The 23,497-nt window shown below is 58.7% G+C and carries 22 protein-coding genes; 3 read left to right on the top strand and 19 right to left on the bottom strand.

Annotated features, from left to right (window positions below; all coding sequences use genetic code 11):
* Positions 1-129 precede the first annotated feature (129 nt).
* Together NF876_RS00105 and NF876_RS00100 are read left to right on the top strand one after the other, a co-directional pair.
* Entirely contained in the window at positions 130-1,278 is a 1,149-nt protein-coding gene (locus tag NF876_RS00105; RefSeq protein ID WP_262266984.1) for a hypothetical protein, read from the top strand.
* A gap of 316 nt (positions 1,279-1,594) precedes the next feature.
* On the top strand, positions 1,595-3,283 hold the full coding sequence (locus NF876_RS00100; protein ID WP_262266983.1) for a hypothetical protein: 1,689 nt from the start codon (positions 1,595-1,597) through the stop codon (positions 3,281-3,283).
* Positions 3,284-3,583: 300 nt separating this feature from the next.
* On the opposite strand, the gene NF876_RS00095 is transcribed toward NF876_RS00100, so the two are convergent.
* The 19 genes from NF876_RS00095 to NF876_RS00010 form a co-directional block, all read right to left on the bottom strand.
* Positions 3,584-4,177: a VUT family protein gene (locus NF876_RS00095; protein WP_262266982.1), complete on the bottom strand. Its 594-nt coding sequence runs from the start codon at positions 4,175-4,177 to the stop codon at positions 3,584-3,586.
* 38 nt (positions 4,178-4,215) lie between these two features.
* Positions 4,216-6,117 (bottom strand): ATP-dependent helicase, encoded by a 1,902-nt coding sequence (locus NF876_RS00090; RefSeq protein ID WP_262266981.1) that lies wholly within the window; start codon positions 6,115-6,117, stop codon positions 4,216-4,218.
* Between the two features lie 133 nt (positions 6,118-6,250).
* Positions 6,251-6,811: a hypothetical protein gene (locus NF876_RS00085; RefSeq protein WP_262266980.1), complete on the bottom strand. Its 561-nt coding sequence runs from the start codon at positions 6,809-6,811 to the stop codon at positions 6,251-6,253.
* A 73-nt stretch (positions 6,812-6,884) separates the two neighbouring features.
* The gene (locus NF876_RS00080; RefSeq protein ID WP_262266979.1) at positions 6,885-7,364 is read right to left on the bottom strand and encodes a hypothetical protein; all 480 of its coding nucleotides are present in this window, start codon (positions 7,362-7,364) and stop codon (positions 6,885-6,887) included.
* Positions 7,365-7,502: 138 nt separating this feature from the next.
* Positions 7,503-9,863 (bottom strand): type IV secretory system conjugative DNA transfer family protein, encoded by a 2,361-nt coding sequence (locus tag NF876_RS00075; RefSeq protein WP_262266978.1) that lies wholly within the window; start codon positions 9,861-9,863, stop codon positions 7,503-7,505.
* Between the two features lie 68 nt (positions 9,864-9,931).
* Positions 9,932-10,444 (bottom strand): hypothetical protein, encoded by a 513-nt coding sequence (locus NF876_RS00070; RefSeq protein WP_262266977.1) that lies wholly within the window; start codon positions 10,442-10,444, stop codon positions 9,932-9,934.
* A gap of 4 nt (positions 10,445-10,448) precedes the next feature.
* Positions 10,449-10,754, bottom strand: coding sequence for a hypothetical protein (locus NF876_RS00065; protein ID WP_262266976.1), 306 nt, complete (start codon positions 10,752-10,754; stop codon positions 10,449-10,451).
* A 13-nt stretch (positions 10,755-10,767) separates the two neighbouring features.
* Positions 10,768-11,790 (bottom strand): ATPase, T2SS/T4P/T4SS family, encoded by a 1,023-nt coding sequence (locus tag NF876_RS00060; protein ID WP_262266975.1) that lies wholly within the window; start codon positions 11,788-11,790, stop codon positions 10,768-10,770.
* Positions 11,791-11,801: 11 nt separating this feature from the next.
* Positions 11,802-13,448 (bottom strand): TraB/TrbI/VirB10 family type IV secretion system protein, encoded by a 1,647-nt coding sequence (locus tag NF876_RS00055; protein ID WP_262266974.1) that lies wholly within the window; start codon positions 13,446-13,448, stop codon positions 11,802-11,804.
* A gap of 131 nt (positions 13,449-13,579) precedes the next feature.
* A complete protein-coding gene (locus NF876_RS00050) occupies positions 13,580-15,250 on the bottom strand; it encodes a TrbG/VirB9 family P-type conjugative transfer protein (protein ID WP_262266973.1) in 1,671 nt (556 codons plus the stop codon).
* A gap of 39 nt (positions 15,251-15,289) precedes the next feature.
* Positions 15,290-16,108 carry a VirB8/TrbF family protein gene (locus tag NF876_RS00045; protein ID WP_262266972.1) on the bottom strand — a complete coding sequence of 273 codons (819 nt, stop codon included), beginning with the start codon at positions 16,106-16,108 and terminating at the stop codon, positions 15,290-15,292.
* A 24-nt stretch (positions 16,109-16,132) separates the two neighbouring features.
* Complete coding sequence (locus tag NF876_RS00040) at positions 16,133-16,309, bottom strand: hypothetical protein (protein WP_262266971.1); 177 nt, start codon at positions 16,307-16,309, stop codon at positions 16,133-16,135.
* Between the two features lie 163 nt (positions 16,310-16,472).
* On the bottom strand, positions 16,473-17,759 hold the full coding sequence (locus NF876_RS00035) for a hypothetical protein (protein ID WP_262266970.1): 1,287 nt from the start codon (positions 17,757-17,759) through the stop codon (positions 16,473-16,475).
* A gap of 34 nt (positions 17,760-17,793) precedes the next feature.
* A complete protein-coding gene (locus tag NF876_RS00030; RefSeq protein WP_262266969.1) occupies positions 17,794-18,552 on the bottom strand; it encodes a hypothetical protein in 759 nt (252 codons plus the stop codon).
* A 91-nt stretch (positions 18,553-18,643) separates the two neighbouring features.
* Positions 18,644-21,094 carry a VirB4 family type IV secretion/conjugal transfer ATPase gene (locus NF876_RS00025; RefSeq protein ID WP_262030495.1) on the bottom strand — a complete coding sequence of 817 codons (2,451 nt, stop codon included), beginning with the start codon at positions 21,092-21,094 and terminating at the stop codon, positions 18,644-18,646.
* Positions 21,095-21,130: 36 nt separating this feature from the next.
* Positions 21,131-21,445 (bottom strand): VirB3 family type IV secretion system protein, encoded by a 315-nt coding sequence (locus tag NF876_RS00020; RefSeq protein WP_262266968.1) that lies wholly within the window; start codon positions 21,443-21,445, stop codon positions 21,131-21,133.
* A gap of 151 nt (positions 21,446-21,596) precedes the next feature.
* Positions 21,597-21,953 carry a TrbC/VirB2 family protein gene (locus tag NF876_RS00015; RefSeq protein ID WP_262030493.1) on the bottom strand — a complete coding sequence of 119 codons (357 nt, stop codon included), beginning with the start codon at positions 21,951-21,953 and terminating at the stop codon, positions 21,597-21,599.
* Between the two features lie 96 nt (positions 21,954-22,049).
* Positions 22,050-22,262 carry a helix-turn-helix domain-containing protein gene (locus tag NF876_RS43300; protein WP_373371406.1) on the bottom strand — a complete coding sequence of 71 codons (213 nt, stop codon included), beginning with the start codon at positions 22,260-22,262 and terminating at the stop codon, positions 22,050-22,052.
* A gap of 21 nt (positions 22,263-22,283) precedes the next feature.
* A complete protein-coding gene (locus NF876_RS00010) occupies positions 22,284-23,066 on the bottom strand; it encodes a DnaB-like helicase C-terminal domain-containing protein (RefSeq protein ID WP_262266967.1) in 783 nt (260 codons plus the stop codon).
* A 149-nt stretch (positions 23,067-23,215) separates the two neighbouring features.
* On the opposite strand from NF876_RS00010, the gene NF876_RS00005 reads away from it, so the two are divergent.
* On the top strand, positions 23,216-23,497 hold a 282-nt coding region (locus tag NF876_RS00005; RefSeq protein ID WP_262266966.1), incomplete at its 3' end, for a helix-turn-helix domain-containing protein.

Genomic DNA, 23,497 nt, shown 5'->3' with positions numbered 1-23,497 from the left:
TGACCAGACATGCCTTTTGCCTTTCGGGCGACCGAGTTTTGCAAATCGTGCCGAATTACGTGCATTGTACCCGAATTTATGCTACAGGTCTTGTGTCGTTAATTCGCTATCGGAGACGGAGATCCCGCGATGCAGACAAGTCAGGTGAGCGTGGAAGCTGGTGTGAGTGGTAAGTCAGGACTTGATTTCGTGGCTCTCGGGCTGGTGTCCGAAGGGTTGACCGGGTTCTTCGCACCGCGCGCCCAAGCAGACACAATGATTAAGGATCTCGGCCAAGCGGGTATCCGGGCCAGCTACAACGAGGAGTATGGCTGCTACGCCGCCCCCATGGGCGCCATCCCGGATGTTAACCATACTGCCGTCCAGCGTTACGGAGTGGATTCCAAATCGCATGCGCTTTGGAAGGAAGACCGGGCGAGTCAGCTTAATCTCGAGGCGATCCTTTTCGGCGCAGCGGATGCCATCAGCCGAGAGCCGGAGATGGCGAAGGTCCGTGAGGCTGCCACTCCGGTATCGACCAAAGTCGCTTCGACCCCACCGCGCCGGCAGCAGGGTCAGGTGAGTGACGAGCAGGTTGCGTACTCCGCAAGGGCCGAGGCAGCCAGCCAGCAGGGCTTAAAGCTGGTGGCGGCCTATATCCGTGGCGGGCTCATGCTGGCGGGTGACCGAAACCCGGAACGGCGGGATCAACAGCTAAATATGATCCGTGAGGCGACTCGTGAGGAGATTACCGAGGTTCTCGACCGGACGGTAAAGCGCTTCCAGGAACTGGATAACAAGGAGAAGTTTGCGCGGTTTGACCACGCGATCCAGAACCATCTGCCGGAAGTCGAGAAGCTGGCGCGAGCCATCGACCATGATAAGGCGTTCCAAGATCGTATCACCTCGGCTGTCGAGAACCTGAAGTCTGGGAAGAGCACGGAGGCAAAGTTCGTCCTACGCGGCGCATTCATGCGGTTCGAGTTTGACGATCAGAAGCGCTTGGGGGGCGGGGTCACTTTAGATCAGCAGGACAAGATCCCGATGGACTCCCTTCGTCGTGGCTTCAATGCGCTGGAAAAGATCCATGTTGAGCGTTTCGGCATGCCGTCTGGCTACCGGCTGACGATGGGCCGGTCTGAGGGTGGCGTCTATAAGGCTGCCCTTCAGTCCCAGGATCGGCCCGCGCCGGCCACAGAGGAAAAGCCTGCTGCGGAGAACCAGGCCGCGCAGCCAGCACAACTCTCCCGCCTTCAGATGCGTCGGCGGATGATGGAGCAGAATAGCCAGGGCATGTGATCCATCAATCAAATCTATTCGTCTACGAGAGCGGTCCGGTGGGCCGCTCTTTTCTTATGGGGATTGACTGTCTTCGTCTCTCCGAGAGGGGCTCCCCAAGAAGATCCCGACCAATGCGCCATTTGGATCACCCGGCATCCGTTTACTTCCCTTGGGACGGTATTCATACTGGGCGGCTATGGGTGGGGGCGAGAGAAGGATGCTATCTAAGGGGCTCGTGCTTGGGGTTTTGTCTTTAGCTATCTGTGCGAGTACCGGAATGGGTGCTCGCCTCTCAGCGGAGGAGGCTTCCGGAGAGGCCAAACGAAGGGCTCACGTGCCCTTTGTCAGGGCTGCCACGAAATGTGTCGCTGACCACGTGCAGCGGACCTTAAAGCGGCAGCACCAGCCGGAGGAAGTCTTTACCCATCTTAGCGAGGGCCTCAAGGCGTGTAAGGCTGATGTCGACCGAATGTCAGCCGAGCATGATCGGATCTTTGGCCCGGGAACCGGGTCTGGCTTCGTGGCCGGTGCATACCTTCAGGACCTGCCCCGTGCGGTTGACCAGATGATCGGCCGGCTGCGGTACGCGCCCGGTCCTTATCCGTGCAACACTGATAAGATCGTCTTCGCACCTATCCAGGACGCCTTCGGATTCTTCCTGATCTCCGATCCGCGGAAAGCTGACGCGCCGTGGGACTTGAGAATCATCGAAACGGGCGAGACCTTCCAATTCCGGCAGCAACGGCGGAGGAACGACAATCAGGAAATCCTGGTTGCGGTGGGAGCATCCGAGGCCGAGAAAGAGCTTGGAGGAGAGCTGCGCCTATATAAGGACGCGGCTGGTGAGATTGGCTCGGTAAGCCTCAACGCCATCTCGGAATCCTTTAGGCAATTCCGTATGCGGAATGATCAGGAGCCAGAAACCTCGGATATTCCGCCTGATGGGCATTGGGCACGGACGAGCTGCGAAGTCATGCGGCAGGCCGAAGTTACATCGGGTACCGGTCACGGTGTCCAGGTGGCGACAGAGGCCGTCCAAGCCGTGCCCAGCACTCATCAGCCAAACCCTAAGCCGGGCGAAGCAGATCCATCACTGGTGCATACACTCGAGGCGTCAAAGACGTCTGCCCAGGAGCAAGTTGCGGTCGCGAAGGCAGAGGCCGCCCTGCCAAAGAAATCTCGGGTGTCTGTCCCACAATTCCCGGATTATCCGGCCAGCAAAATCCACAAGGGCACCAACGCAAAACCAGTTTTAGACGATCCAGACAAGAACAACTACCGCACCCGTATCCGGGAAGCAGCTCAACAACCCCCGAACTTCGCCGGCCGATACGTCATCACTACGTGGGGCTGCGGGACCGGCTGCAATCGTGGAGCCGTAGTTAATGTGGCGACCGGAAAGGTTAAGATGCTTCCGTTCAGCCTCGTCACGGGCACCGGGGATTGGTGTAGCGACAAAACACATTATGTGGGTGGACCAGATTTCGGATTTGAGTTGGACAGTTCGCTCATCGTGATGACTGGGAAGTTCGAGCACGATGAAAGTACCTGGCATGATCCGAGCGACGGAAAGAGCGGGTTCCACTATTTCGTGTTCGATGGAAGCGACTTTCGCTACTTGAAGACCATTCACGAAACCGAATGCACCGTGGAGCGGACGGAGGAAAATCGATCCGACGCCTCCGGCAAGGCCCTGAAGTTGAAGCGGGCTGCCAATGGCTCCCTCGACAGCCGTGATTTTATCAGCCTGTGGCGGGAAGTGATCGGAGAACACGTCGCAGTCGAATTCTGTACCGTTTACCTGATCGGGATGAGCACGCCTTCCTGTGCCGTATACGATGGGTCGAAACGGGTGGGAGACATCATTCTCGATCGGGGTACGCTGGACCTGGGAAGCATGAAATGGGTTTTGGCGAACTGTAGTGGCCCAGTTCCAAAGTCTCAGTGTAACGCCCGCATCGAGGGACTTGTGCAGGAAGCGAATGGTAGCCTTGTTCTCACCAATGGAGTGGTCGCGCCCTGAGAGGCACTGAGCCTAGGAACAGCTCGAAACCTGTCTAACGACCCATCCTTGATCTTCAACCCAAAGCCGGCGCCGAACCTTCCGGCATGTTGAACTCTCCGGCTGGACTACCTGAGTTGCGCTGACGGTCTCAACTTTGGGAGCTTGGGCCACGTTCTCTGCCTTCTTTGTGGTCTTGGCATGTGCCGCTGTGGCTCCAAAAAGAACAACAGAAAGGACGAGGCTGGCACGCAGGTAGGAACAGTGGGCCATGAAATGCGATCTCGGAGGAGCCAGGAGGGCTCCCCCGGCGTGCTGGAACTACGATGTCTGGAAACGAGCGGCCGCCGGTCCTTTCGGGAGGCGATTGCTTGATCTCAATTCTCGTGCATCCCGGTTTCTCAGCCAATAGAGGAGCGGCAGAGATAGAACGATCATCCACGCTTTCCCCAGGGCCTGCCCGGCGAAATGGTCGAGCGAGCCAAAGGCCAGCCAGAGAAACGATACTGAGTCCGCCAATAGTCCAACGAGGCTGGACCCGACGACGGCGATGACAAGACCCTTGCGTTGGAGCGGGGTGTAGACAGCCAGATCGATGAGTTCGGAAATCAAAAAGGCGACCGCGCTTGCGAGGGCCAAGGCAGGGCTGATCAGATAGCTGAGTGCGGCCCCGATCAGGACTCCGACCGTACTCCACGCGACCCCGAGCTGCCGCTGGACAAGATCGCGGAGGATAAGGGCGGCCCCGGCCCAGATAACGCCGCTCGGGGACATGATCCCCGGCGCCACTGGGATGAGACAGGGGCCGTCGGGCAGGCAAATCGTGCCGATCCGCGAGACGAAGTAGTTGGCGAGGGGAACGGTCAGTAGAAAGCCGACCAGGCTGGCAAGACCAGCGAGCCGTGATTTGGTCATGATGGGAGATTTTCTTTCTGATTGAAATTCGGACGGTATCAGGCCAGACCCATTTCGGTCAGGAACGGAGAGGGGCCGAGTTGGCTATCCCAAAGCAGGAAGCATCGGGCTGACGCGCGGGTGATGGTCACAAAGGCAAGGCGGCGGGCCTCGTCGATCTCATCTCCCTTATCGAAGCCACTTGGGAATTTCCCTTTGCTCCATCCGGGGGAGATCACAACGGGCGATTCCAGTCCTTTCATGGCGTGCATCGTCGAAACCGCCACCGCGTTATCCGGCCGGCCATCGACGTCGGCGATCTCCGTCTGGGCCGTCGCGATGATTGTGGCGAGATCCTCGACCCGATGGGCGTGTTCCGAGATCGCCATGTACTGGCGGAAGAAGCGAGCCCGGCGGGCTGGGTTGAGGGCCTCAATGTCTTTGTCGAGATCCGTATAGGTCAGGGCGAGCTCGATCATCTCGGATGTGCTCGAGATCATCGTCGCACTCCTGAGGCCCTGATAGATATCCATCAGCCGGAGAAGTCCGTCCTGCCTCAGGCTGCCGGCATCTGCACGCTTGCTCAGCCATTGCATTACCGGAACGCCCTCCATCCTGGCGGCCCGCCAGACGGCTTGGGCGGTCCCGAGACCGGCGAGGCTGGTCATGATCTTGATCGCTGCCGGGCTGTCGGATTCGTTTGCGAGCAGGCGGAGCCAGGCAAGAAACGTCTGGAGCTGCGGGGAAGAGTCCGCATCGGGATTGAACCGAAAGATGTTAACCCCGTGGCGGCTGAGAAACTGGGCCACCTCATCGGCGTCGCTGTTCGTGCGGGCAAGGATGGTAATATCCCTGGGCTGGGCCTTCGCAACTGATTGGATCAGGACCAGAGCTTGGTTGAGCATCCCCGGCTGTCCGTTGCAGGAAATGCTCGCGACATCGCCCTGACCCTTGTTGCCGGATCGGACCGTCTTCGAGTGTCTCTTCTGGTTGCCGGAAATTAGTTTCCCTGCTTTCCGGACAATCTGCTCAGGGCAGCGATAATTGATTCCCAGCTTGATGACGACGGAATTGGGATACCGCTTCTCGAAGTTCAGGATGTTGTCGACAGTCGCATGGCGCCATCCATAGACAGCCTGATCATCGTCTCCGAAACACGCAAGATTGTTTCCCGCGTCAGAGAAGATCTGCAGCCAGCGTTCTTGAACGGGATTGGTGTCCTGATACTCGTCCACCAGGACGAGCTTGAATTTCTTTCGCCAGGACCGCGCAACAATGGGGTTGCTGTTCGTGAGCCGGATGAAATCCAGGATCAGATCGTTGTAATCGAGACAGCGGTTCTCCCGCATCGTCTTTTCATACTGGGCGAGGATATCACTATCCTCCTTGGAGATTCCCGGAGCGCTCGTGATCCATGTCGAGTTGCTATCGGAGCCGAGGTTGACGCCTATATTCTTTGCAGCATCGATGGTCTTGAGGAGCGCGTTGATCCGCTTATCGATCTCTCGGCTGCTCGACGAGTTCCCAAACCCATCCAGGCTCGCGAGGATGCCCGTGAGGGTCATCTTGATCTCTTCCGGCTCGACGATCGTGAATGGCTTCTCGCCGGTATGGATCGCCTGGTGGATCCGGAGCATGCGGGATGAAAGAGAATGGAACGTCCCGACATAAAGGTTTTCGACGTCAGCGACGATTTTCCGGCCGATGCGCTCCTTCAACTCATGAGCAGCCTTCCTGGTGAAAGTAACCGCCATGATCTCGTCCGGCTTATAGCCGAGGACCTGAACCGCGTAGATGAATTTGGTCGCCAGAACGTGGGTTTTGCCGGTTCCGGAGCTGGATAGGACCAGCAGCGGTCTATGAAAAGCTTTGACCGCTGCCTTTTGTTGGGGGTTCAAGCCGTCTGTGAGAGATGTGTCGTTCGACGGATGTGCCGAGATCGTGGCTGCTAAATCTGGCATGGCGTTCTCTTCTAGGGGTTTGATCGATCAATTCGAATTCGCTCCCAATTCCGAGATGCTCTGAGATTCAGTCTCCCTCTTGATTTCGTTCCCTGCCGTAACGGTTACTTTCTGGGTTTTGGGCCCTGTTCAATTAAGCGTTTTGAGAACCGGCTGTCATAATCCATAGCTCAACCGTTGGATTTAGCTTCCCCATCGATTGGAGATAGAGCCCCATCTGGAAGCGGCGGTGTCCCTCAATGAGTAAATAGGATGCGGGGAGGTTCTCCGACTCTGGGACTGGAGGAATACCTTTGCGAAGGTGCCCGTCTCGGTTGTCGAGAACGATGATCGGCCTTGGAAAACTCAGGTGGTCGACCAAATAGCGGGCAGTTCTGAATTCGTACTCGCCGAGGTTCCTAATGATAACCCGACCCTTATTTTCTGACTTTTCCCCGCCAATCTCCCAATCGTAGGTGCGTTCCCGGATTTCAGCCAATCTGGCTGAGTCCCAGACAGCCACGTCGAAGCGATATGGTTGGGAAATCAGATATCCGTATGGGGAGCTGCCCCAATTATCATAAAGCCACTGCTCTCCGACGTCAGCGGGGATATTGGGGAATCGACTTCTGACTCGCCGCCACCAATCCTGGAATGGCTCTTTCGCGTCGTCTGGAGCTTTCTTTGGAGCGAGTTCCTCGGGCCAGTAATTCATGATGGATCCTGTTGTGTTTGGATCCACCATATTTCCATTCTGGGCATTCAGAAACTCGCGCCGTTCAGCTCGCTTAGTTTAGCTTCATCCGACGTGCTGCGGGCGGGCACATAATAACGAACTGCGCAATAAGAGGCGGCTTTCCCGAGGCGCAGGATGTATCCTCGTCATCTTTAAGAGGGAAGCGCGCTCGCTGAGGCGCGTTGTTGCCATACCGAAACTCGATCGTGCCAGTCCTGCAATTGGCTTTGGAGGTCAGAACTGTGCGTCCTTCCTCTTTTTGATACTTTGCAACGCACTGAGCGACAGTGAGCTTGCCACCGTTCTGCTTTGTCTCCCCACCGGGGTCACGCTCGCAGTATTCTTGTAGATCCGCCTTAGTGACCATGCCGGTCATTGTTGCTGACGGCGTGTCTATTCCATCCTGCTCAACAGCAGTTCCACTCCATCCGGCGCAGGACGCGACAGGAAAGCTACCAGATGCCAGAACTTGGCCGGAAGACAAACATAGGAATACTGCAAGTGCGGCACATTGTGCGGATAGGCGGATCATCAAACTCTCCTAATCAGACCTAGGTCATTATCGCCACAGTTGCATGCAGCGAAGCGACCAAGATCCAGGCATTAGCAGATCGGGGGTACCGGAGGGAAAGCATGCATTAGTAGCATTAACCCGGGCTATGCCCGTCCCTCAGCCCTCATAAGCCACGACCTCCGGCGTCAGGTGTCGTGTGTCCTGATCGTCCCGCTCTCTCCTCAGCCGACCGGCTTTCCTTTTCGCAGCTTCGGCGGGATCGACGGCATTCAGGCGGTCCTTGAGAATGAAGTCTGGAATGGTCTGTGTCGCAATCGGGCCCTTGCCGCGGGAGCGAACCTTCTCGGCCATTTCCTTGTCCTTGAAGAAGTATGGCGTATCCAGCTTCATTGGCCGGTTCAGAAAGTTCTGGACGAGGACGATGTTCTTGCCAGGTTTCAAAGAAGCCACGTCCTCATTGCGCAGGAAACTGATGTTTTCGATCTGCTCGGACCGGCTCCAGGCCATTGGGTTTGCGGACTTCGAGAGTCCTTCGTTGTAGGTCTTCTGCGCCCGTTGGATGGTGGTCTCACCGACCATCTTCTTGAATTTGTCGATGGTGTCGGTGTTGTTCTGCGCAAGAACGTATTTGACGGCCGTCGTCGTGATGATCACCGACTCGTCTTCAGCCGTGTACTTCTTTCGGATCTGGCCGAAGTCCTGTGCAGCAAGGAGGTAGCTTACCTTCTTAGAGCGGCCAAGGTCGGGGCCGGTGATCACCGACTCGATACGCGGCAGCTTGGCGAACTCGTCCAGGGCAAAACATACTGGGAAGGGGCCGAGCTCGTTGCCCGTCTTGTGATTGAACTCTCCGGGGCCGTAGGAGATCAGGCTTTGTGAGAACACCTCATAGAGAAGGGCCGTGACGGTTTCGAATGCCCCGGCCTCCGCCTGGTTCACGCAGATGTAGAGCGTCACCGGCTTGATCTCGTCCGATCCGGGAGCTTTCATGCCCCGCATGTCATCCGGGGTGAAGTCACAGGCCGAAGTCCTCTGAGCAACGGCAGCATTCTTAAATGGCAAAAGCGCCTGATCCATTGTGCCGAATACGCCGGATCTTTCCTTATCCGCCATATTGACGAGCGAGCTTAGCTCAACGAAGGCGCGCGGGGAGGGGAACTTGCCGCCCTGCTCGGCAGGGACAACGTCGTCGCAGAGGGTGCGAATCCAGTCTCCCATCTTGTCGGCACCCATGGCTGCCATGGGATCCTCGTCGCCCGTCTTCTTGGTGCTCTCGAACTGGGAGACGGCCAGCCAGTCCGACAACATTGGGATAGACGGTTCATAACCATTCCATTTTGCCGGCAGCCCGTCATAGTTCTTTTTGTCGCCTACCTTCGAGATCAGGTAGTGCATAAATCCGGTGAGCGCGGCCCGGCCCTTGGTCACAAAGTAGTCATTTCCTTTACCGCCATCCGGATTCGGGATCAGGGTCTTGGCGACGGTGTCTAGGTAGGTGTCCCGGTCAGGTCCCTGCGGCGGGACAAGTTTCGGCGACAGAAAGTTAAACCGCGGATAGAACACGGGATCGCGGACTGTATAGACTCCCGCGCCGTCCCGCTCATTAACCCAATCCTTGACGAATTTGATCCGAGTAGGAGCGACCGAGGCCTCGAATGTGCCCTCCTTACCTCCGGCAACCTCGCGGGCCTTGTAGCCGACAACCAGTTCTTCGGGAATTTGCCCCTTGGTGCCCTTGCCATAAAGCTCAAGAAACACGTCCCAGAACGGGCCCGTTTTGTTCGTATCGAACGTCAGGATGTAGTTGGGCTCGTCAACCTTCGCCCAGTTGAGCATAAAGACGTGGCTCACCGTCGACCGATAGTGCCCGGTCATCTCGTAGAGTTCAGGCTTCGGGTCGTTGACGATGAAGGAAACGTTGTCGCCCTTTAGGAGCGTTGGGACCACGAAGGCAGCGGTTTTACCAGTTCCGGGAGGTGCAAGACACAGAGCGGAAAGGGTCTCGATCATCATGACCATCTGCCCTTTGCGAGGGCCTTTTGGCCATCGACCAAGGGCCATCAGGTGCCCACCTTTAATGCCGACCTGTTCCCGAGCCTCCATTTCTCCGAGGGTTTCGTCGTCGCACCAGTCGGCAAAGCCGCCCTTCATAACCTGGCGAAGATAGGGGTTGAGGAGCGCCGGGGCCATGTAAACAACGGTGCTGACAAATGCGACCCCAAGATATGCCTTTAGCGCGTCAAACCCGCCGTAGTTGGGCGAGACAACAAAGGCATAGTTCATCGAGAGTATGTCGCCACCCGCCACGCGGCCGACGAACGCCCCGACCCCATCCAGGGTTCGCTGGTTCAACGGTTGATCAATGAGCCACCGAAAAAGGGGAGTGCATAGGGTTGTTCCAGCGGCGAGCGGAAGGCCAATAGCCGCGGTGATTCCGAGCCAGCGGTAATGCTTCCGCTGACTTTCCGTCATGTGTTCGGGCAGATACTCGGTTTTTAACGGATTGTGGAGCTTCATGACAGAAACCGGAATTGAGGGCGAAGGGTGTAGCTGCCCGGGACGTTGAGTGTCCCGGGTCTCAGATCTCACGCGGCTGCGGAAAGGACTGTAGGGATCTCGGCACCAGTGCCTTCAGCAGGCGTTTCTTGGGCGCCTGCGAGCGCGAAGCCGTCCGTAATGTGTTGGCCTAGAGCATCGAACACAGCCATGACGCCATAACGGGCCGCTGGCTGATCCTGCAGAACCGTCAGCAGGTGGGTGGCGGCGATCCGGCGCAGAGGTGTGTCCGATTTGCCGAGTGTGCCCTTCTCAGAGAGCCATTGCAGTAGAGGGGTACTGGTACCCGCCATATGGCTGTGAAGGTCAGCGAGTGTGGCGTCGGCGAAGCTCTCAAGCGTCGGATCAGGAGCATCCTCGTCGTCCAGGGCGGGCTCTCGCGCACGATCGTCGAGGAAGGCCAGCAGCAGCCCCTTTAACAGCATCCGAGCCGGGAGGAGATGTGCCGCATAATGCTGTGCAGGAAGGACATTGAGAGCAATGGAGTTGACCGCCGTCAAAGTCGCGTTCAGATTCTGCCCCTTCGGGAGTTTCGTAGCCATTGATCTATGCTCCCGCCTGCATGGCGATCTGGCCGCCTACTGTCGCTTCGGGAGCCGGAGCCGAAGCATGGTCGCTCACGGCAGGACGCCCCTTGATCGCGGCGATAATCTCCTGGGTTCTCCGGTCATCGTCCTGTCGGCGGATAACCTGGAAGCTGTGCACGATAGCCGCAATCCAGATGTACGGGAGAACGGCTGGCGCGAGGAGAATGCAAAGGCAGATCATCACCAGACTGGCAATGGCGTCATACTTGGCGTCTCGGATAACGAGGGAGATCGGCGGAACGAATATGGCGACTAGGAAAATCATATGAGCCTCAATGTTAGGCAACGGCTGAAATGCGACGCTGGCCGAGGGAGTCTTTTTCGATCTGAATGACGCGGATGTGCTCGACCATCTGAGCCCGGAGCTCGTCGCGATCGATGGCATCCGTGTTTCCCGCCATCGACCGGGCGTTTGAGATACAGTTGATGAAGGTGGTCAGCGCCTCGTCCGGGGATCTGGCGTGGATCGTCGTCATGAAGTGGCCGTGACCGGTGGTCATGAGTTCCCAGATCGTGGCCGCGTTCGAGTTCGAGATCTCGCCGGCCATAACCACATCGGGGGTCATACGAACGATCAGATCGCGCACAGCACGATAGTCGAACTTGTTGGCCTGCTGCGTACGGCTCATCAGAATGTGGACGCGGTTGGGTTGGAGAACCCGGATTTCGCGGGTGTCCTCGACCGTGAGGATCCGCTTACGGTCGTCGAGGAACGAGACAAGGCGGTTCAGAAAGGTGGTCTTGCCGCTGCTGGTTGCTCCAGAGAGGAGGATGTGGTCGCCTCGCGTCAGGGAGTTTACAATCTGCGCGAAGGGATCATCAGGGTCGGTCGCTCGGGTGAAGATCGAGGCCACCGGAGGGCGAAGCCTCTGACCTGGTGTGATGCCGTAGTCCTGCAGATCGACCGTCTGCTCCTTGTTGTATTGGCGGACACAAACGCAGATCGAGCCCTCTTCGCTGGTTCCCTCAGGTGTTTCGGACTGAATGTTGGGACCAATTCCGGCCGCGAAACGATGCCCGCCTGGAACGGTACCGAAGACCACCGGCATTCCGGCTGCGCCGAAGTTCGGGATGTTCTGCAGGTTGGCCACCATGTGACAGATGTTCTCGAGGTACCGTCCTGTGAGGTCGGGAGCCTCTTCGGGGATCCACTGGCGCCCCTGCTCGTCAGGCCTGCGCCGGCGGACCCAGATCTCGCCGGGTTTGTTGATGGCGATCTCCTCCACGTCAGGGTGGAGGAGGCGCTCATAGAGAGGCCCGATGAATCTCTGGAGGAGGACCTGGGTGCTGGTGTTGCTCATGGGACCATCTCCTAGAATGGCGACCAGTTTTGACCCATCGGGGTCCCAGCTGCCGACTGTTGCTGCGAGTTCTGGCGAGACTGCTGCCGCTGCTGAAGCTTTTCATTCGCCGATGGGGCAGTGATGAAATCCAGGCTGTCGTCGGCTTGTCCTCGCCTCTGGCTTCCCGCCCGGGTTAGGTCCTGAACCACTGGGCTGTTCATGCCTGCCGTCGGGTTCTGAACCACGCCGCCGTTCTGCATGTACTGCGGGACACTGGTCCCGATCGGTGCATTGAAGCGGTTCGGGCCTGCCGTACCTGCCTGCTGAGTTGCACCCTGGCCTAGAGAGCGAGCAGGATTGTTGCGCGCTGCCTGATACTCTGGGGTGGCGCGGACCTTGCTGGCGTATTCCTCACGCATCTTTTGGGTAGGATTGATCGGCTTGAGCCAGAGATCGGTGCTTGGGAACACGGTGATACGTGTTCCAGCCGGAACGGTCCGGATGGGCGGCAGAGCCAACTGCTCCTCGGTGAACTGCTGAATGAGGGGCTGGGTATCCTCGCGGAACTGTTGGGTGGCAATCCCTCTGGCGTCTTGGCCGATATTGGCTGACCCGGCTCCATAGGGGCTGACCGAAGTGACAACCGTCTGGGAGCCGTTGAGGCCCAAGGTCACGCCCACGTTGAGCGCCGACATCAGCATTGTCGTCCCAAAGCGCTCGAACCAACGGTTATCCATGTGCGCGGGGATGCTGGCACGTCCCATCGCATCGCCACTGGTGGCCTGGAATGCGAACGCCGCGCCGTCGGGTCGAACCAATCGCTCCCAGGCGATCGCAACCTTCTCCTCGCCCGTTGAGCCGATAGCTTCGACGGTTCCGATGAGCGTCGATCCGCGCTCAATGATCACGAGACGTCCGTCGCCGCCATAGATGTCCCGCTCGACGGTAGCAACCGCACGGGAGGCGTTGCGGGTATCGATCGGGATCTTGATCACCGCCGGGATGGGTTTGTCCATCGTGACGACGCGGCTCATGTCGACCGGATAGCTTGAGGAGTTCCGCTTATAGCCGATGGACTCCCAATCCTCCTCGCTAGGCCGCTGAGGGCCCAGGTAGGTCAGGTTCTCAGCATCCGACTGCGAGGTCAGAAGGCTAGCCGACCGCCTGTTTCGGAGAACTGCCTCCGCTGCTGGATCGTATTCGGGTTCCGGCGGCGGTGCCGGGGCAAGAACTACGGGCTCGGCGACAACGGGGGTGATCGCGGTAGCATCGACGCTGACCACTTTCGTGACATTGCGGATCGAACCGTCCGACCGCTCCGAGGCGGCCGTAATCAGGATGCGGCCATCCACGCGGCCTGGGATGGCAGGATCATAGACGAACTGGACAAGGCAAGCCTGCTCAACCTCGAGCCGGACGCCCTCGCAGTTGCTGGCATCGAGGCGGATACCGGCTTCCTGGGCATAGGGCATGTTGACCGTCTTGATGGTCGCCGGCATATCCGTCGCCCGGATCGAGAATGTCGACGTGAAGCGTTCCTTTCCGGCCGGGATGTCGCGTGCCTCGATCGTGGCCCGATCAGGGGAGATATCACCCTCACGTGGGGGCGCCTTTGGCGCCTCCGGCTGGGCAGGTGCAAAGACAGGCTCGGACGGCGGCAGGGCAGCCTGCTTCATAGAAAGCGCTGTATTCCTTTCAGGCAGTGTCAGAAGGAACAGGGTCACACCGAAAAGCGCAAAGGCGCTGGTAGCGGTAAGGAGCCGGATTTTGATTTTGCGCTTGGGATCATCGCTCATTGTCTAGCCCCTTATTCCGCGACCAGGCAGGTGTCGCCATGCCGACGACGGACATCACAAATCGAGGTCGCCGCAGAAGGATCGACACCGCTGATCTTGATCATGGCCCGGCCCGAGGCGGGAGCTGCCTTGAGAGAGCCACCGGCCTGGGACTGCCAAGACAGCTTTGCTTTGCCAGCCTGCAGGCGATTATCCGCCCGATAGAGATTCCAAACCTGCTCGCCTTCTGCCTTTGTGTAGGGGCCGAGGATGAGCGCGCTGGACACGGGAGCCGGAGGCGGGGCGGCGGGAATTACAGCCGCGGCAGGGGTGGGAGCTGCGGCCGGAGCCGGCGCAACGGCAGGGCCGGGAATGGCCATCGGAGCCACGAGAGGAGCGGCAGATGCGACGATCTTCTTCTCGACGGGCTCAATCGCGCCCTTCCGGACAAGTGGGGGCTGGGGAGCGGGTGGAACAGGCCGTACCGCAGGCGCCGGGACCGGCTTCTCGATGACGATGGTCTTCTGGACCTCGACCGGGACCTCACGCTCGACGAAAACCGGCTTTTTGACCACCACAGTACGACGCGGGTCGACGATCGGCGCGTCCTTGGCGTAACGGTTATCGTCCAGAGGGCGAGCGAGGCGCAGGCAGACAAGACGGCCGCCATTGCGCAGCGTAATATTGCCGATGGCTTCGATAACCATCATCGATCGGTCTTTGCCGGCAACGCGGGTGCCGACCGGGCTCTCGACACCTTGGATGACAAGCGCGGCCACAGGCCACTCGGTCATTGACGAGGCGTTGGGGCCGAAATCCAGGTAGGTAAACCGGCCGTCGTGCCAGGCGCGGATAGGGGCGATGACCGCATCGTCCTGCGAGCGGGCCTCGATGCTGATGTTGTTGCGCATATCGCCCGGATTGACCGGAGCGCCACGGGCATATTCCCGTCCTCCGGCATCGAAATAGGCGGTCGCCTTGTTCACAGCGGGCTCGTAGAGATCCTTGTAGTTCGTGTACGGCATCGACACAGGTGCAGTCGACGCAAGGGTCTCACCGGTTCCCGCCTCCATGCCGCCGACCACAACCTCAACCGTCGTGTCGGGAAGGCGATCAGCATTGAAGGGAAGAGAGCGCAGATAGAAGTTATAGACGTTGCCCGAGCTGCCATAGACGATCAGGTTACCGTCTACGCCTGGATAAATGGCGCGAATGGCAACCGACCGCTTGTTGGGGGCAGTCGAGGTCTCGAACGAACCGGGATCCGAGGACATCACCTGAACGACTTCTTCCTGGCGCGGGAACTTGATCACGCTCAGGAGGCCTTCACGAGCGTTGACCTCCATCACATCATCGGGACGCCAGGAAATCTTCACGAAACCAGGGCGCGTCTGGCGAGGGGACTTATGCTTGTTCGGGTCGAGCCAAGCCTTCTGCTCCAGGCCGAGGGGCTTCGAGGCGACGGCCGTCGCAATTCTGGCCGTTCCTTGTGCCGTCACCTGCGAGGGCATATCGAGAGGCTCCGGCGCGAGGCCGGGAACCCCCGGTTTCGCGTAGTCGACCGGTACATTTGCCTGTGCCTGGGTGATCTGCCCGGCAGGGCCCATCAGAGTGCCCTGCGCGAGAGCAGCATTCAATCCAGAAGTGGCAATGAAGGCAGCCAGCGCGGCGGTTGAGAGGTGACGAGAGCGCGAGGAGGTCATTGTGTAAGGTCCTGGTAATCTTGTTGGCGCCGCGACGGCTTAGTCTTTTTTGGACGCCACTGTGTAAGCGGTAACAGTGAAACCGAGTGGGTTCAGGAAGCGGTTGTCGTAGCTGATGCTTTGCTCGACATTCTGAGCGCGGAGCTGGGCAACGAAGGTCCTGCGTTCGTCGCCACCGTCGGTGAGGCCGGAGCCGATGCGCCGGTCAATGACGTCGAACTCAACCTGCCAGTAGCCATTCTGGATCTTCAGAACACTCTTGAGCGACACGCTGCGGGTAAAGCGCCTCTCCTTGAGGGAGTCATAAACAGGCTTCGTCTCAGCAAGGAACTGGTCGTAAACGGGTTTAGAGGACATCAGCCGGACGATGGTGCCCCACTGATAGATCGTGCGCTGCGGATCATCCGTGATCGTATTGCGCATCGTCACGTATTCACGGACGTTCGCCTCTTCGAGGATCGCCAGCGATTTCAGATTGCCGGTCGGCGGCTCGACGCGAACGACCTGATCGGACTTGTCGGACCAGGTGACGAAGAAAGGTACGACCCGGTAGAGCGGGATAAGCTGCATGATCGCGACAGCCTGCACCACATTGATGGCAAGCGACACGCCCGCGACGGCAATCAGGAGCTTGTCCGAGACTGCAGCGCGCCGGCCAGCGGCATGAGGCGCATCATGGTCACGCAGGTAGCCGCCGATCTTGTCCTTGGGCTTCTGGTTAGAGACGGAGGGGAAGAGGGCCACACGCTCAGCATGAATCTGGGGCTCGGGCGCCGAGGTTGCGGGTGCAGCATCCCCTTCCTTCTTAGGAGAAATACGATCGGTGAGACGCTGGAGGCGGGAGACGCTGGAGGTCATGGTAAACGACGCCGATTGAAAGGATTAAACTGGCAGCACAGGCACGTCATTCGCTGCGTTTGGCAGCTGAATGCAGGCGCAAGGGCTTTTCTTCAGGTCGTTGGGCGAGCGGCCGATGCCGATTGGGTCGTCCTGGGTCAATGTTCCGCAGGCGCTGAGAGTAAGGGCAGTAAGAGCGACGACAAAAATGCGAATCAACATTCGATCTTTCCTGGTGATCGGTGTTCTTTAATTCGCTTCTATACCTTTAAATTCGGTCGTCCAATCTATTTCGCCGGGGTCGGGAACAATCCGCGGGGATATGAGTAGGAAATGACTAGGTAAGTTAAAATGTAATAGTTTCAAATGGTTAATACAGGCCGGTTCAGTCGGTCAGAGTGCCTGATGGAGGCACGTTTGCGTTAACCGAGATGTATGACTGGTAACTCGAATCGTTTCGTAGATTTTCCAGAACGATCTGCTGGTCGGTGATCACCCGGCGCAGCGATGTTTCTGAAGCGAGAGAGGGATGCTGCTGCATGATTTGCGTAGCGGTGCGGATGCCCTTTTGGGTCTCCGCTGCGAGCTTGTTGATGAAGGCATGGACCTGCTCTGGTGTATCGAGAGAAGCGCCATACCGTTGGCTGAGGGTTTGCAGTTCCTCTCTCAAGTAGTTGGAGTCGGATGCGCCGCCGGATTGAATGCTCTGGTTCAGATTGTGGCCGGTGATAAGGCCGTTGTGGAGCTCGACGGCATACACAAGTGACTGGCGGCCGGCGTTTAGAGCATCCTGAGCCTGCAACAGTGCTTTCGCGCTTACAGCCTCTTCGGATCGGGCTTCTTGCTCCACACTGTTCGCATAGGCTTGGGGATTTCCGTACGCGTTGGAGTTGGAGGTCCAACTGCTGTTGCTAGCGAAGGTATCCTGGCCCATCTGCCGAAGGTGACTGACGGCCTGGCCTGATGTGAGGCGGGCGACGAGGCGATTGCGCTCCTCAAGAGCTTGGAGGAGCGTCAGGCGGATCTTGGCGTTAACGACAAAGTCATCGCGGAGCGTCTTGGCTTTTCCGACCTCCTCGGACAACTTTTTGATTTCATCCTGGTTCTTGGTGACCACGGACTTGGCGGCCACTGCAGCCCCCAAGCCGTCGGTGTAGACCGAGCGGGACAGTTGCGTCCGTTCTGCCGGATTGGACGTTCCAGGGCGGAAAAAGAAGTCTGCGACCGCCCGTGACATGTCGGGGACGTTCGCTGGGTTGGCTGAGGCCATCACCTGGGGAAGGTTGACCCTCCCGTCATCCATGAAGGTCGTGAGAGGCCCGGCTGAACCAGCAAATGAGAAGAGACTGGTGAGGAAGGCCTTAACTTGGGAGATCGGTGCCGTGACGCTGCTGAGGGTCTTTTGCCATTCCTGAAGCTGTTCCACGAGGGCACCCAGCTTCAAGTTCTCGTCCAGCGTCGTCTGGACTTCATCTGCCAGACGCTTGGGATCGATGATGGGGCAGGGGAACCAACCCCACAGCGTACCGCCGGAAGCGATCTCGCATGGGGTTGGATGGTACCTGCCGGCAGCCTCCGAGATGAGAGGCCGATTGGCTTGCCCGATCATATCGCTGGAAAAGAGCCCGACGATAATCGCCGTGGAAGCGAGTACGACCTTCTTGCGTTGCATGGCACTTCTCATTTCGTTGGCGGGAACAGGCGACTTACTGGCCGCTGGACTGGCTGTTGTAGCTGTCGTTGCCAATAGCACTGGCCGACTGAAGATGAAGCATGGCGGAGAGCTGGGCATTGCTCTGGATGACTTGCTCCAACATCTTGATCATGATGGCATTGTTGACCGCGAGGTCGCCGCGCATGTCCTGAGACTGCTTGGCCTGATCCGAGATCTTTTGGATGTCCTGAGAGGTCTTGGAAACCTGGTCCTTGCCCTGGATGGCAATTGCCATGGCGCTGGTTGCCGCGGTGCGAGTGTTGATGGCCCGCACTGCATTGATGGCTTCGACATCCGCCTGGGTACCAGCGGCTTTGTTCACGTAGAGCGCTTGTGTGATGCCGCTCTGGACCGTTCCGACGCCCTGTGAGGCTTGGCCAAACGCATTCTGCAGGGTGTTAAAGGAAGACGTGAAGCTGCCATTGCGTCCAAGGTTACCGAAGCTCTCGAGGGAGCCCAGAGTGGCCTTGATCCCATGGAGAGAACTCATCATCTGACCGATGCCGCCGGCGCCCTTGATTTCCGAGAACATGGAAGAGAGGTGGCCGAGGATCCCGGAGATCTGGCTCGGTCCAAGCTGGCCGATTGCCTGCTGCAACTGGTTCACCGTGCCAAGGATGTTCTGCAACTGACCCAGTTGGTTAGCCACGGTCTTCATCGTTTGCTGGACCTGGCCGAAAACGTTGGAGTCCAGAACAGGCACCTGGGCGTTGGCGAAACTTCCGCCTGCCGCACTGAGCCAGACGGACATGAGCATAACAGCCAGCATCGACGTGATGGCCGATGCCCGGGATCGAAGGGAGCGTAGGGTCATGATAGCCTCTGTTGGTCAGGGGGGCGGACTAGCGGGCGGCGAATTCGCCGTTCAGGTAGGGCTCGAGGAACGCGTCCTTGCCGTATTTCTCGATTGCCTTGGTGAGCTCGATGACCGCTGGACGGCCGGAAGAGAACACTTTGAGGTAGCGGCCCAGAACGGACAGGTCGATGTCGAGGATGGCCGACTGGCCGGTGGAGTATTTCTTCACCAGGACGGCGTACTTATGCTCCGGCCCGGCGAAGTCCTTGCCGAGGACGAAGGCCAGTTCGCTCTCGTTGAGACCCCAATCGTCGTAGTCTTCAGCCTTGGCGTTGCGGTTTCGATAGAAGAAGACGGTCTGGCATTGGCCGCGGATCAATTCGGACATCCCGGTCGCCTTGATGGCTTCCGGCCGCTGGAAGGCCAAGATGTAGGCCTGGCGGAGCTTTCTCGCCTCCTGCAGACCAACCTTCACGAAGTTGTTCCGGAAGAGCTCGTTCTGAAGCATGGGTTCGGTCTCGTCGACGAAGACGAGCGAAGGCGACCCGGTGGTGGTGGCGTTCGACCTGATACGGTGGATGATGTAGTCGACGATCGGGGGAGCCAACCGGTGGTCCCCGAGGATCTTGGTCATGTCGAAGCCCGCAAGGCGGGTCTTTGTCAGGTCGAGATTATCCTCTTCGGCATTGAAATAGCCGCCGAGCATGTTGGGATCGACCCAAGGCTGAAGAGACTTCCTCAGATTGCCGTGAGGCGAGAAGGCTGCCTTGTGAAGAGAGTCCAGCTTCCGGAAGCTGGCATCGAGGTAAGGCGCATAGTTGATGTCTAGGGCTCGGGTGATCTCCTCCTCATCAAAGGCATCCTTAGCGTCGCCCAGCAGGCGCAGCCATCGCTGCTGGAACTGACGGTTGTCGGGGGTGTCCGCCAGCAGGAGCGGGTTCATCTTGGCGGAGGAGGCATCGCCGTCGAAAGTGACATAGTCGCCGCCGGCGCACCGGACGAACACTTCACAGCCGTTGAGGCGGTCGAACAGGTAAACCCTAAGGTCAGGCAAGCGGAGCGCCTGGGCAGCGAGGAAGCTCACAAGGGTCGTCTTACCGGTTCCGGTTGGCCCAATCGAGACACAGTGGGGCACCGCCTCCTTGTCCTCGGTTGCGTGGAACTGGAAGGCGTAGGCCTCGCCGGTTACAGAACGGAAGTAACTGAGGGGCTCGTTGCACCAGTCCGATTTTCTTAGGCCGATGTTCGGCTTATGCAGGACCAGGTTGGTGGCGACGTTCTGGCTCATAAACCTGAATTGGCGGGGCCAAAGCCGGTCGAAGGAGAACATCGAGAACCAGACGGCCTGAGCGGTGATCAACTCACGAACGCAGGTGGCGCCGGTCCGGGAAATCGTCGAGACGATCTCGTTCTCAATCTCCCCGATATCCTCTGGGGTCTGGCCGTAAATCACAACATTCATCGAGTAGTTGTGCAGCGTAGCCTTCATCTCGGATTGCCCGTCGAGAAGGCTGATAGCCTCCATGATCTCGTAGGACGCATTTTGTGACAGCGTCATCATGGGGGCGGCCATCTGCTCCTGCTTCAGCTTCGCCATCTGGAGCGAGGTATTCAGGGGCTGAATGGCATGGTGAATGACCAACTCGGCATCGATGCCGATGATTTCCCTATAGGCATTCTCCGAGGTCTTCTCGCCGCAATCCCGGACGCCGAGAATGGTTGCGAGCTTCTCTTCACGGCCATTCGAGAAATGCAAGATGCCGCTGTCGTCAGAGCCGAAGTCAATCGAATCCACGGCGATCATTCGGTTCATTGCCCGCTCTTCCAGTCCCGCCACCTTGGGGGACGGGCGGCTGACAGGGCTAATCAGGCGGGCAAGTACTGCCGCCGGACCTGTTGTCGGATCCGGACCTTCCTCGAGAACCCGACAGTCATAAGCATTGAGCGTACGGAGGATGAAATCCTCGGACTGCTTCAGCAGTTCTGAGGCCTCCTGGTCGTCGCTGGACTTGACCACCAATAGCGCGAAGTGGCGCAAGGAGTATGCGTGGCTGAAATCCTTATTCCATTGCTCTGAGATTGCCTGGAGCAGAGGATTGGTCCGGTTTGGCGATGCCTTGATCGGGAGGCGCTCCTTGGTCGTGAACAGCCGGATTTCAGCAAAAGCTGACCGCTGGGCCTCGTCCAGCATGTACTTTCGGGCCAGAAAGAGCTCGGCCCGGGTTTCGAAGGAGCTGAGATTTAGCTCCGCACCCCCGATCTCGACGATGGATATGTACCGGTCAGCGACACACTTGATGTGTTTGCGGTTCGGCAGCAACTCGATGAACGGCAAGAAGTCGGCCAAGGTCTCCTGGCGGGCAGGGGGCCGAAGGCGGTCAACAACCGATGGAATCGTAAAGGCGAGGCCCGCGGCCGCTGCCCCGGCGCCAAGAACCGTCGCAACGGCGCGAAGGCTTGTTTGATAGGTGAGGAGAAGGTCTAGGGTTTGGCTCATGTGAGCGGCTTTCGTGACGACGTGAAGGGCGAGTGATCAGGGCCAGAACCGGCGTTGGGATTTGCCGGCAATCCGGCGGCACTTCTGGAGCGAGTAGCGCATTGTCTGGATGAGGGTTGTCATGTGCGGCTCTTTCCCCCCGAGCATGACGAGAGCCCCGTGGCCGACAAAGATCGAGACCAGGAAGCCCAGAACGACGAGCGCGTTCGGCAACCCAAAGTCATAAAAGACGAGGAAAAGGAAGCTGAGGACGGAGAAACACAGGGAGAACACGGCCGGCAGCAGGGGAGCGCCGACGAATTTCTGAGGCATCGAGACGGGCCGGTAAATCTTGGTGTCGATGTCCTGCACGACGGCACCTTTATCTGCTTAGCGAATTGTTCTGTACGATTCGAGAATTTTAGTTCGGTCCCCCCTTTTACCTCGGCTCGGGAGCAGTCGTCGACAAAAAGGGGCCCGAAAAGGGCCCCCTTGGTTAAACTTTCGACCGTCGATCAACAGATTAGCGCGCGGTCAGCGTATCGCCGAAGTCCGTCTGGGTGATCGAAACCTGCTCGGAGTTGCTACCGCTCTGGGTAACGTAGTCGATCATGCTGCCGGAGGCAGCGATCAGCGCAAGGCCGCCGACAAGGGCGAAGAGCCATTTGAACTGAAAACGGCCGAAATAGGCCATTACGGCGAGGCCGATGATGCCGAAGCCACCAACCAGAAACGACAGATTCTTGATATTTTCGAAGGCGTTCTTGCCCTTTGTCTCCAGGGCGCCGAACACCTGAGCGGACGCCGAGCTGTCGACAGCCATCAGCGCCGTTACGGCAAGTGCGCAGGCCGCGACTGCCAGATGCGTTTTGTACCTCATTGAAACCCTCTCTGCTGATAGGCGACATGCCACCTATGATTCGTGAACGGTTTGGAATTCGTTCCGAGGATCACTCTATAACCGTTTTACGAATTACTATGAAGCGGAATTGCCATTTATTGCGGGAACATGAGCCAGATCGTAGCCCAACGCCGAGAGATACCGCCGTAGCGATCGGACAGTCGCCGCATCGGGGTCCGCTTCCAGGCGGCAAACCCACGGCTGGCTGGTCTTAAGCAGACTGGCCATGTCCCTCTGGGTCAGCCCCGCCTGTGTCCTCAGGCGAGCGAGCTGGGTCGGCTTGTTCATCGGAAATGCTCCTTCCGTCCCTTATAGTGTGGTGATGTCCCGGAAATGGGGCCCAGCCTCCCGGTCGAGGATGAATTGGGGAGATCCGATGCTGCCGATATCGAGTTCGTCGGTGATATTGCTCACGATGGTTTCCATCCACGCCTCGGAAGCATCTTTGTCCCGGTGGAGGATGAGGAAGAGGTTTGAGGCGGTTAGCGCAGCTGAACTGTCACGGCTCCGGCCGTTGTCGCTGAGCTGGCTGGTCATGAAGATCGGGATATCGGCATCGACACTGGTAGCCTGAAGCCTCTGAGCAACCCGGGTAAGGTGTGCATCAAGGGACTCCCCTTTTTCCTTCCCCTGGATCAACTGCCAAAAGTCGATGAGGGCCGCGACGATACCGTGGCGTCGTCTGTGATACAGGATTTCGTGTCGGAGGTCGTCGACGGTCATGGCCGTGTCGTGGACATAGTGGCAGCAGCGCTTGGCTGGAGCGAGAGCTGCGATCTTGTCCTTGTACTTACCGAGGTCGAAGCCCTTGCAGCCGAGCCGTCTGGCCGTTTTGAGTTCCTCGACTTCGGTTCCACCCCGCTCCAGGCACGCCATCAGGTGAGGGATATTCGCGGCCTCCATGTTGTAGCTGATGGTGGCGCAGAGCGTGGTTTTCCCGGTCTTCCCAAAGGCGCCCAGCATCGTGAGGGTACCTGGGTGGAGACCGCCACCTAGCCGCGCGTCCAGTGCTCGCAGACCCGTCGGAATTCGGGTGGAGACTTGCCGATCCAGGCGCCGGAGAAGCTGCTTCTGAACCTCATTGGCCGTCATAGAGCGCCCGGTTGGTGTCTCGCTGACCAGGTTGTCAGAAAGGCTTTTCGTTACATCGCGCCATTGTGGATTTGATCTGTCCTCAAGCTTTTTATTGATCCGGCTCGGGTGCTCTTGAAATCCGCGGTCAGTTGCCCCAAGTCGGCGGGATGAAGCATGTGGATATGCGCAAGCTGCCAGCAGCCGCGCAAGAGGAGCGCCGGCGGCAGGTGATCGGCCTGCGCGAGAGCGGGCTGACCTATGAGGCCATTGCCGCGCAGGTAGGTCTGACCCGCACCGGCGTCTTCGACATCTGCCGCCGCTTCGCCGAGCAGGGCCGGGCGGGGTTGGCCAGCGGGCCGCGCGGCCCGGCCCCTGGCACGGGACGGTTTCTCGAGGCCGAGCAGGAAGCGCAGGTCCGCGCGCTGATCCGCCGGCACACGCCTGACGAA

Source organism: Microvirga yunnanensis (assembly GCF_025460875.1).
Note: the sequence above shows the minus strand (reverse complement) of the source record. Positions and strands in the feature narration are given on the sequence as shown.